Here is a 13217-nt window from a genome sequence, read left to right on the forward strand (position 1 = left end):
AAAGGCAAAGACATGACCACCGCCGCGGCTGGCCCGACCGAAGTCGAAGTAGCGATCATCGGCGCCGGAATGGCCGGCACCACCCTGGCAACGCTGTTGGGAAACGCCGGCCGCAAGGTGGCGCTGATCGATCCGCACCGCGTCCATCACGACGAGTTCCGGGCCGAGAAGATCGGCGCGGACCAAATGCAGCTGTTCGAGAAGCTCGGCCTCGACAAGATGGTCATGCCGCTCGTCACCCCGTTTACCGACATCGATGTCTTCCGCCTCGGTCAATTCTTCGCCCGCGAGAAGAAGTGGGAGTACGCATTTTCCTATGGCAGGTTGATCAACGGCCTGCGCGACGCACTGCCGCAAGTGCCGATCACCGTCGGCAAGGTGGCCGAGGTCTCGACCGGACCAGACCGGCAGCGGCTTGTGCTGGCCGACGGCGCCGTCATCGATGCCCGCCTGCTGGTGGTGGCCACCGGCCACAGCGAATCGGTGCGGCGCACCATCGGCGTAGAACGCATCGAATTGTCGAAAGCGCATTCGCTGTCGATGGGATTCGACCTCGCTATTGCGCCGCGTGACTGCGCTTTTGGGGCGATCACCTGCTACGGCAAGCGAGCCTCTGACCGTGTCGCCTACCTCACCGTCTTTCCCATCGGCGACAAGATGCGCGCGAACATGTTCGTCTATCGCACCGTCGCCGAACAATGGACGCGGGACTTCCGCGCCGATCCGCAGAAAATGCTCCGCGAACTCATGCCCGAGATCGCGGCGCAGTGCGGTAACTTCGAGGTGGCGAGCCCGGTCGAGGTCAGGCAGGTCAATCTGACCACGACACAAGGCCATCGCCGCGACGGGGTCGTCTTCATCGGCGACGCATTCAGCACGACATGCCCGACGCCCGGCGTCGGCATCGGGCGGGTCATGATCGATGTCGACCAACTCCATTCCGTTCACATTCCGCGCTGGCTGGAGACACCGGGCATGGCGGCCGACAAGATCGGCGCTTTCTATGACGACCCGGTCAAGGTGGCCTCCGATAAGGCAGGCATGCGGGTGAGCTTCTACGCCAAGCAGATCACCACCGAGACCGGACTGGAATGGCGCGTGCGGCGCCTGCGCAACAACACGGCGCGTCAGCTGATGATCATCGGCCGCAAGATGCGCCATTTGGGACCGCGGCGGGAGCCCGGAATGGCGTGAGGGTACTCAGCTTTCTCCCGTCGTCGAAGGCAGAGGCGTGTTCCGTTCTGCATTCCCTCGGGAGAAGGGAAGCGCACCGACCTTGTGATCGCGGGCGGAGCAACTGGTAGCAAACGAGCGCCAAGAGGCCGAAGGGGGCTGTCCCGCCAGCCTCAAAGTCCTGCAACGCGCCACGCTTTGATGCTATTGCTCACCCAATTGCAGCCCAGCCTTCCTCGCCGCCTCGCGCAGGAACGGCAGGCCGACACCGATCACATCGTCCGGGTTCTCCGCCACCGGCCGCCAGATGGCGAGACCGCCGGCGATGTCGATATCGACATGGTTCATGCTTTCGAGCGTGATGGCGCCGGTGTAGCCGATGTCAGCGATAGCCTTCATGCAGGCCGCCCAGTCGAGCATGCCGCGTCCCGGCACGCCGCGATTGGCTTCCGAGACGTGGACATAGCCGAGATAGGGCGCCGCCGCCCTGAAGCCGGCCTCGAAACTCTCCTCCTCGATATGCATGTGATAGGTGTCGAGATGGATGAAGATGTTGTCGGCGCCGACGCGTTCGATGATGCGCGCGGCGTCGACGCCGCGGTTGATCAGATGCGTCTCGTAGCGGTTGCAAGGCTCGATGCCGAGCTTCAACCCATGCGCCTTGGCGGCCTTGGCCGCGCGCATCAGGAAGCGGCACATGCCGTCGATCTCGCCTTCGGTTGGCGCCCGTCCCGACGTCTTGCCGATCGTGCCATAGGTGACGCCGCCCAGCGCTTGACTGCCCACCGCTTCGCAGACGCCGAAGGCCGGTTCGAGAAAGGCCAAAGCCTCGTCCGGCCGCGCGCCAGCATCAAGTGAGGCCGGCAGGCCAAGCGATGGAATAAGCTCGACATTCCAGCGTTCGGCAAACGCGCGGGTGGCTCTGGTGTCGATCTCTTCGGGACGCAGCAGCGGGATTTCGAGCAGGCCGATGCCGAGCCCCTTCAGCCGCTCCATCCGCGGCTCGATCAGGTCGAGGTCCCAGACCGGGGCGATGGCGAAAGTGTGCAGTCCAAAAGTGTTCATCTCAGCCTCTCTGTTCGCGCGCCGCAGCGACGCTGGTGTCGCCGCCGCCGACGAAGCGGCTATTGCGGGTTTGCGGAATGCGGGCCGTTGCCTGGCGAGCCAACGGATTCCCGCATCAGAACCTTGCAAGGTTCGAGCCGCGCCGTCGGCGGCCCCTCCTCGCCTGCAATCCGGGCAAACAGCGCCGCCATGGCATGGCCGGCGATCTGGCGCACCGGCTGCACCACGGCGGCGATGGCCGGCCATGTCACCTGCATCCATTCGGCATCGTCGAAGCCGACCAGCGAAATGTCGTTGGGGCAGTGCCAGCCGCGCCGCCGGAACTGCGACAGCGCCACCAGCGTGCCCTTGAGGAACAGCGAATAGACCGCCGTCGGCCGCTCGCCATTCGCAAAATAGTCACGCAGTTGCGCCCTGAGCGGCTCGACGTCGGTTTCGGCAAGCACGACATCGATGCGCACATCCGGCGCCAAGTGCAGCGCGGTGGTGCGAAACCCGTCAAGACGGGCGCGCACCGTCGCCGCCTGTTCGCCGAGGCCGACGACAAGGATGTGACGATGGCCCTTGCCGATCAGTTCGCGCGCTACTTCGGCGCTGGCAGCGGCGCTGTCGGCCGACACCGTGTCGAAGGCGTCGTCGCGGAGCACCCGGTCGATCAGCACGCCGGTCATGCCGTTGGCCTTCATGAAGGCGGCGGCCGGGCCATGCTCGTTGCGCACCGGCGCCAGCACCACGCCGGCGACCCGCCAGTCATGCATGCGGGCGAGGATTTCCGTTTCGCGCGCTTCGGATTCGCGGCTCGACGCCGCCACCAGCGTGTAGCCGCGCTGCTCGGCCAGGCTCTCGATCTGGGTGACCATCTGGCCGAAGAACTCGCTTTCGAATTCCGGCATGATGGCGCCGATGATGCGGCGCTTGGCCCGGCGCATGTCGGAGGCCAGCGGATCGACGCGGTAGCCAAGCTGTTCGATGGCGTCGAAGACGCGCTGCGCGTTGTCGGGCTTCACCGTGGTGACGCCGGCCATGACCTTGGAGACGGTGGCCGCCGAAACGCCGGCGCGGCTGGCCACGTCGTGGATCGACGCACGCCGCTGCTGGGTTTGCCTTTTCGCCATTGCTCCTCCTCCCGAGGCGCGGACAGAGGCATTTCTGCCCGCTGGAGAAAACGAGTAAATCGATTTTTCGCGGTTGTAAATCGTTTCATCGGCGGTATTTTAGCGGCGGAGCCACATGTCGCCCAAATATAAACCCATTGTGGGACAGCGACTTGGGCAAAGCAAGAATGCGCGGCGTCGGACCGCGTCGGGAGGAATCGTCGTGCCAAACAAGGATTTGCCGCTGGTGATCAGCGCGCCGGAACCGCGCTCGCTCGAGCTGATCTTCACGCCGCCGCAGATGGCGCGCTTTCGGGCGAAATACCGCATCGTCGAGACCACGGCCGACAGCGTCGCCAAATTGCCGGCCGATGTGCTGGCGCAGGCCCGCTATATCGTCGGCCAGCCGCCGATCTCGTCTGAGACGCTGGGTCGGATGACGGCGCTGCGCTGCGTCTTCAATGTCGAATCCAACCTCCTCGACAACATGCCTTACGAGACGCTATTCGCGCGCGGCATCCATGTCGTCACCACCGGTCTGGTCTTCGCCGAGCCGGTGGCCGAGCTTGGCCTTGCCATGGCGCTGAACCTTGCCCGCGACATCGTCGATGCCGACCTCGCCTTCCGCCGGGGCGAGGAGCTGTGGGGCGGCGACGGCAACCAGACGGCGCGGCTGCTTTCCGGCGCCAATGTCGGCATCATCGGCTTCGGCGATCTCGGCCGTGCGCTGAACCGGCTGCTGACGGGTTTCCGCACCCGCACCAAAGTCTTCGATCCCTGGCTGCCGCCGTCGATCCTGATCGACAATGGCGTCGAGCCGGCCTCGCTGGACGAGGTGCTGACATCGAGCGACTTCGTCTTCGTCGTTGCCTCGGTGACCTCCGAGAACCAGGGCTTTCTCGGCGCGGACGCTTTCGCCAGCATGCGCAAGGGCGCCGCCTTCATCCTGCTCAGCCGCGCCGGCGTCGTCGATTTCCCCGCCTTGATGGCGGCGGTGAAGAGCGGCCACATCGTCGCCGCCAGCGACGTCTTCCCGGAAGAGCCGCTGGCGAGCGACCATCCCGTCCGCACCTTGCCCGGCTTCCTGCGCTCGGCCCACCGCGCCGGCGCGCTCGACATCGCCTTCAAGCGCATGGGCGACATGGTGCTGGAGGACATGGACCTGATCGACCGCGGCCTGCCGCCGCTGCGCTCCAAGCGCGCCGAGCGCGAAACGGTCTCGCGCATGCGCTCCAAGCCGGTGGACCGGAACTGACGGGCGGGCGCCACCAGCGGCTGTCCTCATTCAAAAGCGGGCTCTGCCGGGGCCGGAACGGCCCATCTATTTGAACAGGCCGCAGGCAATCGTCGCGACATAGAGCCAGCCGCCTGAAGCAGCTTCGCCGAGCCGCGCCGAATCCTTGATCTCGTTGTCCTTGCCAAGCACGACGACACAGTCGCCCTTGTTGAGCTCAAACATCGCCCGGCTGGTGAGTGATGGCGTCTCGCGGAATTGATGGGAGCTGACGGCCTGAAGCCGTTCGCCCCAATTTATGTCACCGAAATTGACGGGACCTGGGCGCAAGACGAAAAGCTGGCCGCCGCCCGAAGGTGCGCCGTTCGCTCCCACGCCATAGTAGACATAGCCAGACGCACCAAAGCGCCAGGCGGAAACGACGCTGACCAGCTTTCCCAGCGGTGGCACGAAGAATCCGATCAGGGCCAAGGCAGCGATAAGCGTGGCCGCCAGCTTGGTCAGAAATTGCAACGCGGACCAGATTGATCCCCACGCCCCGGTTGGCGCGTTGTTGTCGTCTTTTGCATCGTCAGCCATGGTTTTCCCCTCGTCATGGTCTTGGCATTGCGGTTGGCGCCAGGCAGCCCCCATCTTCGACCTCATCAGCCACATACAAATAACCAAATAAATTGCGCATAAGTCTTTTGTAGAAAAACAACAAAAATTTTAATATCCAAAGCATCATCCATGAAAATATCGATATCGATTTGCGTTCTATCCCAATCAAGTCAGGCAGATACTCAAATCGATATGGCTATCAGATCGTTTTAAATGATGGCAAATTGAAGCGATGCAGAAGCTGCATTTACAATATTTCAGTTGTATAGGACGTCAAGAATCAAGCTTGCAAATCGCAGATAGGATTTGTATTGTTAAAAGCAAGGATAAACAATAGAAAAAAGCAAGTTGCGATTGCCGCGAACAAAGCGGGGGGACGATTGCGCTATTCAACACAGCAGATGAGAGACGCCTGGAACCAGTATCTCGGCCAGGAAAAAATAATGGCGTCGATGCCATTCGGCCCAACTCATCTCAGAGTGGCGCCACCAAGCGTCGACGCTTGGCGGGCGCTTGAGGCAGTACTGCTTGAGCACAATTATCAGATTCGCAAGAATGACACCGCCGCCTACGCCAACCGGGCCATAACAGGGGGAACAAAACCGAGCCTGCATGCCTACGGCATCGCGGCCGATGTCGACTGGCAGACAAATCCCTACAAGAAGACGCCTGACAAACGACAGGTTATCTTCTCTAACAAGCCTAGCCAGGACGAGCGCGCGCTCGATGTCCGTTTCGGCCGGGCTGATACCGATATGACACCCCAAATGGTCGACGAAGTCCTAGGCATTGTCACGCTTGGAAAGCAGGGCGTCTTTGCGTGGGGCGGCAATTTCAAGTCGTCGAAAGACACCATGCACTTCCAGCTCGATGTCACGCCCGAGGAGCTTTCAGTTGGCATTGACTGGTCGAGCGCCAACCTGACCGACGCCTCGCCGGTATCGGCGCCCAGCGGTCAGCCTGACACGGTAACGCAGACGGGAGAAACGCAAGGGGGAGCATCAATGAACCGCGCCGTGTTCTACAACGACATTCGGGATGATCTGTTTAGCGGCGCCCTCAGCAAGGCTCAGGTTGCCGGGATGGAGGACGTGCTCAATGTGCGCGACCGGCTCTATCCGTCCTGCGACGATCGCTGGCTCGCCTACATCCTGGCCACCGTATACCATGAGACGGGCCGGCGCATGGTGCCGGTCCGGGAAGGCTTTGCCAGCACGGACGATGGCGCGATCGCAGCGGTCACCAAGCTCTTCAACGAAGGCAAGATCCGGGTGAACTACGCCATTCCGGTCAACGGGGTCAGTTATTTTGGCCGGGGCCGCGTGCAAAACACCTGGATCGACAACTATCGAAAGCTGGAAAAGCGCTTCCAGCAGCCGTTCGTTAGCAATCCTGGCCTGCTGATCTATCGCCCGGACATTGATGCCGAAGTGACCGTCACGGGACATATCGAGGGGATTTGGACGGGCCGCAAATTGTCCGATTTCATCAACAATGCGGGATGCGACTACAAGGGCGCGCGAAGCATTATTGGCAGCGACCGGGCGGGGGACATCGCAGGCTATGCGGTGAACTTCGAGAACGCCATCCGCACCGCGATGGCCGCCGCATCGCCGGCTTCGTCGGCCGCGCCGCAGCCGGGACCAACTCCGATCGCACCAGATCCACAAGCATCACAAACTCAGGGAGGACCAGCTGTGCCGTCGGCCCCAGATCAGAGTCTCGCCACCATATTGCTGTTGCTGCAAAAACTGATTGCGGACATCAAAGGCCTGCAGGGTAAATCCGGCACAAGTCAGAATCTCGCCGGAATTCCGTCGGGCGATATCGGTCAGATTATCGCCTTGCTGCAGGCCATTCAAAACCCGGGCCAGGGCTCAACTGACCCCGACCCGAAGCTCGGCCCGGTAAATGGAGCCTTGGGGCAGACGATCGGCAATCTCCTTGATGGAAAGAAGAGCGCGATCGGCATCATCGGCACTGCGATTTTGGGCATTCTATCGAATGCGGATCCGGCGAGTTCATTGGGGAAGATAACTGCTGCCGTAACCACTGCTGCTCCCGCACTGGGAGGATTGAGCGGCACATTGCTGCCTGTTTTCCTCGCCATGGCGGCCTGGGGCGTTCTTGGCAAAGGGGAGAAGTGGTTGCGGCCCACTCCGACAACACCAGCCAATTAGATCAATGATCTGGTGAGGACACTCATCGGGCCCTTTCGGTCTCGGGCGATCGTGCCGATCCAGAAGCCTCGTCAAATGCCTGCGTGAATCCAATCAAGCGCTACGCCCGGCGACACATGGATATCCCCACGACACAGCGTGCGGTCCTTAGGCAATGGAGATGAAACGTGTCGCTGAACTTTGATGAGATTTTTCGCGAAGAACTGGAAGTCATCAATTTTCGTCGCAAGGCCATACACAGCGGCGCAGTGGCCGAACGAAGATCGAAGGCCGCCGACACGCCTGCTCGCCATTTTCTTGTCGATCGCGGTGACGCAGCAATCGACAACATAAGGTCCGATCCGAGTCGTGGCACCGTCAGGACGAAGAGAAACAGCAATCTTACAGGGGTGGCCCTGTCGGGTGGCGGCGTGCGCTCCGCCTCTTACTGCCTCGGCGTCCTGCAGGCGCTGGAGTCCCTGTCACCGCCGGGCCATGCGCGCCCGCTTGATGCCGTCGACTACCTCTCGACCGTATCGGGTGGCGGCTATATCGGCACGTCCGTTGTGGTCGGAATGATGCAGGGGGACCACTCATTCCCGTTCGAAAGCCGGCTCGATGAAGAAGAGACGCCGGAAACGCAGCATTTGCGGGACTTCTCCAACTTTCTGGCGCCGGCAGGCGCCCGGGACTATTTGGTCAGCATTTCGCTCGTGATGAGGGGGCTGCTGGTCAATGCGCTGATTGTCCTGCCGGTTCTCCTGTTGCTTGCCGCCATCACTGTCGCGATCAATCCGACCATTACCGAACTGGAGCAGCCAGATCTCCTCGGCTATCCCGTCGAGCAGATGGATCTGCTCAACGACAGCCTGAAATTCTTTATGCTTACCGTGGTTCTTGGCTCCGTGGCGGCATTGCTGATGTTCGGCAGCGCGATCTACACGTCGCTGACCTATCACAGGGGCACGTTGAGGAGCCGGGAAGTTCTTGGCCGTGCCCTTGGCGTGCTGATCGCGTTGGTATTCGCCTCCGCGATCATCGACCTCCAGCCATTGGTGCTCTCGGGTATGGTTTCGAGCGCAGGCAAGCAGTTGAACAATGCGACAGGACCATTCCAGGATTACTTCGAGGCCTTCGCAAGGATCCTGCCAGCGCTTGCGACAGCACTGGTCCCGACGATCGCTGCCTTCGTGTCCGTCGCAGAGAAGCTGGCCAAGCTCGCCGAAGCTTCGCTCGGCGCGAGTTGGGGAGCCGTGCTGAAAAAAAACACCAGCCGCGGTTTCCTGTATCTCGCCGCTGTGATCGTACCGTTCATGCTGTGGGTCGCGTATATATATCTGAGCTACTGGGCCACTCGCGATAGAATCGGTTGGTGCGGGGTGAAAACCCCGGACTGGTTGACAACGGTCACCTCTTGCGGATCGGGCTGGCAACCGGAGGCGTTCAATCGGTTTGGTCCCATTGGCACGACATATCTGGGCGTCGCTCTGGTTCTCGGAATCATCTGCCTGTTCATCGGCCCGAATTCGAACTCTCTGCACAGGCTCTATCGGGACCGTCTCAGCCGCGCCTTTCTCATGCAAAGAAAGACGATAGACCAAAAGCCGTCAGAGGCGGTCGACACGTGGCAATTCTCATCGTTGAAGCCGTTCCATAAGAAAACCGAGGTCTGGTTGGATGGTGCCGCGTTCTCACCCTATCTTCTGTCGAATGCCGCTATAAATCTCGAAGGTTCAAGGGAGCTGAACAAGCGCGGGCGCAACGCCGACAATTTCATTTTCAGCCCGCTCCATGTCGGCAGCCAATCGACCGGCTATGTCAAATCAACCGAGATCGAGAAGGCGGTAAAGGATCTCACCCTGGCTACGGCAATGGCGACGTCGGGCGCCGCTGCGTCCGCGAATATGGGGCGAAACACCATCAGGATCCTTACCGCAAGCCTCTCCTTGCTCAACATTCGCCTCGGCTACTGGTTGGCCAACCCCTACAGGATCGGGGCATTCAGGGACCGCGTGAACAGGGCGATCGCAAATGTCGGCACCTGGTTTTTCGCGACGGAAACAGCGGGGTTTCTGGATGAGAAGCAGCTCAACGTCTACCTGACGGATGGCGGTCACATCGAGAATCTCGGCATCTACGAGTTGCTCCGCCGGCGCTGCAAGGTGATCCTCGCGGTCGATGCCGAGGCCGACCCGGCCTTGACGTTTCCGTCGCTGGTAGGCCTGGAGGTCATGGCTCGCATCGATCTTGGCGTGAGAATTGATTTGGGATGGCAGACGATCCAGTCCAGCGCACTTGCCGTTACCCCAAGCAAGCCTAACGGCGCCAAGGGACCGCCCGGCCCGCATGGCCCGCACGCCGCTATTGGCGTCATAAAGTATGATGACGACGACGAACCAGGGGTCCTGATCTATATCAAGTCGTCATTGAGCGGTGATGAGAACGACTACATTCTCGACTATATGCGGCGCAATCCAACCTTTCCTCACGAAACAACAGTCGACCAGTTTTTCAACGAGGAGCAGTTCGAAGCCTATCGCGCCCTAGGGTTCCATGCGGCACGGGGACTTCTGACCGGTGCCGACGACTTTGGAAAGCCGACGGAGAAGCCGGACCACTGGAAACGCCGGCTTGCCAAAGCGCTCGCCCTGCTCAACGTGCCAACATCAATGGCGGTGAAGATCGTGGCTCGTGCTTAGGCTCTTGCGTTCGCTCTGCTTGACAAGAGCAGCAGGCGATGAGGCTGGTGGGACCTGATCGACCGCGGCCTGCCGCCGCTGCGCTCCAAGCTCTCGCGCATGCGCTCCAAGCCGGTGGACCGGAACTGACGGGGCGGGCACACCGTGGCGGGAGATTTGACTGATCCGGAAAGCCCGCAAGCCGGCGGGCTTCACGTCGTGATGGAAACAATCGCCCCCCTTGACAGGTTCTGCAATAGGCCGGGCGGTGGGACGCCCGACCTACTCCAGAAGGCCCGTCACGATTCGCGTCGGTGGCGGGCCTTTTCGTTTTGCCGCGCTCTCCATGGCATGAGGAACCTTCGCAACAAAGCGACGTTGGTCCTCGCCGGTCAGGCAGACAATTCGCAAAAAGGAACATTCCATGGGAAGCACAAGTGACAAGGCCTCTGGTCTCGCCAATCAGGCCGTAGGCAAGGCCAAGGAAGGCGTCGGCAAGGCCGTCGGCAATGACCGCCTGCGCGCCGAAGGCGCCGCACAGGAGGCCAAGGGTAAAGTTCAAAAGGCTGTCGGCGACGCCAAGTCGGCCGTCAAGGACGCGACCAACAAGACGGCCGCCGCCATCAACAAGAACCTCTAAGGGTTCTTCGCTTTTGGAGCCTGCGAGGCCGGCTAACCGCCCGCAAAGCGAAGGCCGGGAAAGTCTACTTGCGTACGATCCAGTCCAGAATGTCCGGATCGATATCGTCAAGCCCGGTCAATTCGCGCGCCAGCACCTTGGCGTGCATGCGCCATTCGCGTTCCGCGATGCGATTTTCCACGACCGATTTTCGGAAGGCGCCGCGAAGGATCTCGCAGTCCAGGGCGGTTACCCTATCGTCTGAATGGCCCTCAGCCATTTCAGTCTCCGCGTCGATGGCGGGAGCACCTGAGTTGACTACCAAGCATCCGTATGCCGTGCGAAACGGACGACGTTCGAAAGCCTACGCTTTCGTATGGAAATAGCGAGTCGAATCGCGGCGCGCCTGGCTTGGCCACCCCTTCACATTTGATGTTGAAAACGGCTTCGGACGAGCGTTATAAAAATGGACGTTCCCCCTTGCTTTCCAGGGAGGTCGCGATGGATAACGCAATGCCGAACGACAAGGTTTGCCCTTGCGTGGAAGTGGTCGAGGCCTGCGGCGAATGGTTCGTCCGCGTGGTCGAGGAAGACCAGGACCTAACCCGATCTTTTGAGATTGAATCCTCTGCCTTGGCCTTCGCGGAAGCCCAGAGGATGCGCCTTGGGCTTGCCGACTTCATACGGCTTTAGGGCCCTTCGGCTTCAATATCCGGGCTTCGCGCAACAGCGATGTCCAATTGTTCGGCCCGAGAAAGGCGACAAGTTCGCGGGCCTGCGCGTCGGGGATCCCGGTTTTGTTGACCAAACGGCGAACAACCTCTTCCGTCGCGGCCGGTGGCTTCTTTTGCCCGTCAGTCATATTTCGGACGTCCCTTCCGTGCGACCCAACGGCCGGCCGCACGCAATGGTTCCCGGCCTGAATAAGGATTATCCCGCGGCTCCGCGCCGCCGCGCACTATTGGCCGAAGGTCCCATTCGCGGCGCCGCGATGTTGTGCGAGATTGGCGCAATATAAGCAATTGCTTGAATAATGGTTCGAACGGCTGTCGAGGGGCGGTGTCGTGCCAATTCGCAGGAATCTTGCCGCAAATCTGCGACGGCTGGTCAGCAGCCATGCGTCCGTGGCAGCGGTATGCCGCGGATTGAACATGAACCGCACGCAGTTCGAGCGCTATCTGCAAGGCAAGAGCGTGCCCAACCGGGCCACGGCCAGGCTGATCTGCGCCTATTTCCGCATCGACGAGGATGAATTGTACCGCGCGCCGGAAGTCCCCGCGCCTGGACACAAAGCCCTGTTGCCAATCCTCCAGACGCTCTACGAGAACATGGTGCGCGGCCCGGCTCCGGCCATCGCCGGCGGCACCTACTTCACCTACTTCATGGTTCCGGACCGTCCCGACCTTGTCATGCGGTCGGTCACCTTCGTGCGGCGCGAGACCGAGCTGGTGACCTTCATGCGCGTCACCCGCTGGGCCGAGGGCCTCCGCCGGAGCGGAGCGCGGGCGCCGGGCTGGCACGATGGCGTGGCGATCTCGCAGCTGAACTGGATCTATTTCGCCGGCATCAATCGCCGCCAGACCGGCGAGCCATCCATCGTTGCCGTGCAGTGGGCGCCGTTCTCGGAGCCGGTCCTGGTCGGCAACGCCTTCGTCCTGACTGGAACGAGGCCGGTCTGCGTTAAGGTCATCATGCGCCGGGAGGTCGGCAGGATCAGCCTTAGGCAGGCGCTGCGGATGACCGGGCTCGTCAGCCTCGATGACCCGCGCCTCGACCAGCTTGTGGCCAGCCTTGTGCGCGAAGGCTAGAGTGCCGTCCGAACCAACGGACGTTGACCCAGGTCAACGGATGTTGACCCGGGCCAACAGGGATTCGCGATGCTCAACAGCTTCGACTATGGCGGCAAGGAAGCCGATACGGTGCATGCGCTGGAGGAGGACATCATCTTCGGCCGGCTGGCGCCCGGCACGCGCCTGGTCGAGGATGTCCTTTTGGCCCGCTTCCCGGTCTCGCGCCACACCATCCGCCAGGCGCTGTACCAGCTGGAAAAGCTCGGCATCGTCACGCGCGAACGCAACAAGGGTGCCATGGTGCGCCGGCTCTCGTCGGAGGAAGTGCGGCAGATCTACGAAGTGCGCGAAATGCTGCAGCGCCAGGCGGCGCTGATGATCCCCCTGCCGGTCAGTGAGCTGCTGATCGCGCAATTGGAGGGGATCCACCGCATCTACAGCAGCCATGTCGATGCAGGCTATCTCAGGGGCATCCACGAGGCCAATGACCGCTTCCACCTGACCATGTTCTCGGCCTGCGGCAACGCCTATCTCGTCGCCTCGATCGAACACTATATGCGCCTCAGCCTGCCGGTGCGGGCCAATTCGCTGGCCGACAGGGAAAAGCTCGACATTTCGCGCCAGCACCACGCGATGATGATCCAGGCGCTGAAGCGCCGGGACAATTGGGTGCTGGCGCAGCTCTGCGTCGACCATCTGCAGCCGAGCAAGGTGTTTTATCTCCAGGAGATCGAGACGGCGCCGGCTGGCTGAAACAACGACCGTCCATCCGCAATGGCGCAAAGGAAACAAGGAGATAGTCCCC

General features: G+C 61.5%; 13 protein-coding genes. 8 read left to right on the forward strand and 5 right to left on the reverse strand.

Annotated features, from left to right (window positions below):
- The first annotated feature begins 12 nt into the window (after positions 1–12).
- Positions 13–1194: an NAD(P)/FAD-dependent oxidoreductase gene (locus FJ546_RS12595; RefSeq protein ID WP_140889627.1), complete on the forward strand. Its 1182-nt coding sequence runs from the start codon at positions 13–15 to the stop codon at positions 1192–1194.
- A gap of 183 nt (positions 1195–1377) precedes the next feature.
- Here FJ546_RS12595 and FJ546_RS12600 read toward each other — a convergent pair whose 3' ends face one another.
- Both FJ546_RS12600 and FJ546_RS12605 read right to left on the reverse strand, forming a co-directional pair.
- Positions 1378–2238 (reverse strand): sugar phosphate isomerase/epimerase family protein, encoded by an 861-nt coding sequence (locus FJ546_RS12600; protein WP_140889628.1) that lies wholly within the window; start codon positions 2236–2238, stop codon positions 1378–1380.
- Between the two features lie 59 nt (positions 2239–2297).
- Positions 2298–3353 (reverse strand): LacI family DNA-binding transcriptional regulator, encoded by a 1056-nt coding sequence (locus FJ546_RS12605; protein WP_140889629.1) that lies wholly within the window; start codon positions 3351–3353, stop codon positions 2298–2300.
- A 202-nt stretch (positions 3354–3555) separates the two neighbouring features.
- On the opposite strand from FJ546_RS12605, the gene FJ546_RS12610 reads away from it, so the two are divergent.
- Positions 3556–4587, forward strand: coding sequence for a hydroxyacid dehydrogenase (locus tag FJ546_RS12610; protein ID WP_140889630.1), 1032 nt, complete (start codon positions 3556–3558; stop codon positions 4585–4587).
- A gap of 66 nt (positions 4588–4653) precedes the next feature.
- On the opposite strand, the gene FJ546_RS12615 is transcribed toward FJ546_RS12610, so the two are convergent.
- Positions 4654–5145 carry a hypothetical protein gene (locus FJ546_RS12615; protein WP_140889631.1) on the reverse strand — a complete coding sequence of 164 codons (492 nt, stop codon included), beginning with the start codon at positions 5143–5145 and terminating at the stop codon, positions 4654–4656.
- 401 nt (positions 5146–5546) lie between these two features.
- On the opposite strand from FJ546_RS12615, the gene FJ546_RS12620 reads away from it, so the two are divergent.
- The 3 genes from FJ546_RS12620 to FJ546_RS12630 all read left to right on the forward strand — a co-directional run bounded on the left by FJ546_RS12620 (position 5547) and on the right by FJ546_RS12630 (position 10643).
- On the forward strand, positions 5547–7346 hold the full coding sequence (locus FJ546_RS12620; RefSeq protein WP_140889632.1) for a M15 family metallopeptidase: 1800 nt from the start codon (positions 5547–5549) through the stop codon (positions 7344–7346).
- A gap of 167 nt (positions 7347–7513) precedes the next feature.
- Positions 7514–10024: a patatin-like phospholipase family protein gene (locus FJ546_RS12625; protein WP_140889633.1), complete on the forward strand. Its 2511-nt coding sequence runs from the start codon at positions 7514–7516 to the stop codon at positions 10022–10024.
- Positions 10025–10427: 403 nt separating this feature from the next.
- The gene (locus tag FJ546_RS12630; protein WP_019859538.1) at positions 10428–10643 is read left to right on the forward strand and encodes a CsbD family protein; all 216 of its coding nucleotides are present in this window, start codon (positions 10428–10430) and stop codon (positions 10641–10643) included.
- A 64-nt stretch (positions 10644–10707) separates the two neighbouring features.
- On the opposite strand, the gene FJ546_RS12635 is transcribed toward FJ546_RS12630, so the two are convergent.
- Positions 10708–10902: a hypothetical protein gene (locus FJ546_RS12635; RefSeq protein ID WP_140889634.1), complete on the reverse strand. Its 195-nt coding sequence runs from the start codon at positions 10900–10902 to the stop codon at positions 10708–10710.
- Between the two features lie 131 nt (positions 10903–11033).
- On the opposite strand from FJ546_RS12635, the gene FJ546_RS31580 reads away from it, so the two are divergent.
- Positions 11034–11315 carry a hypothetical protein gene (locus FJ546_RS31580; RefSeq protein WP_246686824.1) on the forward strand — a complete coding sequence of 94 codons (282 nt, stop codon included), beginning with the start codon at positions 11034–11036 and terminating at the stop codon, positions 11313–11315.
- Here FJ546_RS31580 and FJ546_RS12645 read toward each other — a convergent pair.
- Positions 11302–11484 carry a hypothetical protein gene (locus FJ546_RS12645; protein ID WP_140889635.1) on the reverse strand — a complete coding sequence of 61 codons (183 nt, stop codon included), beginning with the start codon at positions 11482–11484 and terminating at the stop codon, positions 11302–11304. The two genes, FJ546_RS31580 and FJ546_RS12645, sit on opposite strands and share 14 nt — an antisense overlap.
- Positions 11485–11686: 202 nt before the next feature.
- Between FJ546_RS12645 and FJ546_RS12650 the strand changes: the two genes are divergently transcribed.
- Together FJ546_RS12650 and FJ546_RS12655 are read left to right on the forward strand one after the other, a co-directional pair.
- A complete protein-coding gene (locus FJ546_RS12650) occupies positions 11687–12430 on the forward strand; it encodes a helix-turn-helix transcriptional regulator (RefSeq protein ID WP_140889636.1) in 744 nt (247 codons plus the stop codon).
- A gap of 69 nt (positions 12431–12499) precedes the next feature.
- Positions 12500–13165, forward strand: a complete 666-nt coding sequence (locus tag FJ546_RS12655) for a GntR family transcriptional regulator (protein WP_140889637.1) — start codon at positions 12500–12502, stop codon at positions 13163–13165.
- Positions 13166–13217: the final 52 nt, after the last annotated feature.

The organism is Mesorhizobium sp. B2-4-19, assembly GCF_006441315.1.
Classification (GTDB): Bacteria; Pseudomonadota; Alphaproteobacteria; order Rhizobiales; family Rhizobiaceae; genus Mesorhizobium.

Excerpts from the sequence above, each read along its gene's own strand:
- FJ546_RS12595 (WP_140889627.1), top strand. The coding sequence starts at position 13 with ATGACCACCGCCGCGGCTGGCCCGACCGAAGTCGAAGTAGCGATCATC.
- FJ546_RS12600 (WP_140889628.1), bottom strand. The coding sequence starts at position 2,238 with ATGAACACTTTTGGACTGCACACTTTCGCCATCGCCCCGGTCTGGGAC.
- FJ546_RS12605 (WP_140889629.1), bottom strand. The coding sequence starts at position 3,353 with ATGGCGAAAAGGCAAACCCAGCAGCGGCGTGCGTCGATCCACGACGTG.
- FJ546_RS12615 (WP_140889631.1), bottom strand. The coding sequence starts at position 5,145 with ATGGCTGACGATGCAAAAGACGACAACAACGCGCCAACCGGGGCGTGG.
- FJ546_RS12630 (WP_019859538.1), top strand. The coding sequence starts at position 10,428 with ATGGGAAGCACAAGTGACAAGGCCTCTGGTCTCGCCAATCAGGCCGTA.
- FJ546_RS12635 (WP_140889634.1), bottom strand. The coding sequence starts at position 10,902 with ATGGCTGAGGGCCATTCAGACGATAGGGTAACCGCCCTGGACTGCGAG.
- FJ546_RS12645 (WP_140889635.1), bottom strand. The coding sequence starts at position 11,484 with ATGACTGACGGGCAAAAGAAGCCACCGGCCGCGACGGAAGAGGTTGTT.
- FJ546_RS12655 (WP_140889637.1), top strand. The coding sequence starts at position 12,500 with ATGCTCAACAGCTTCGACTATGGCGGCAAGGAAGCCGATACGGTGCAT.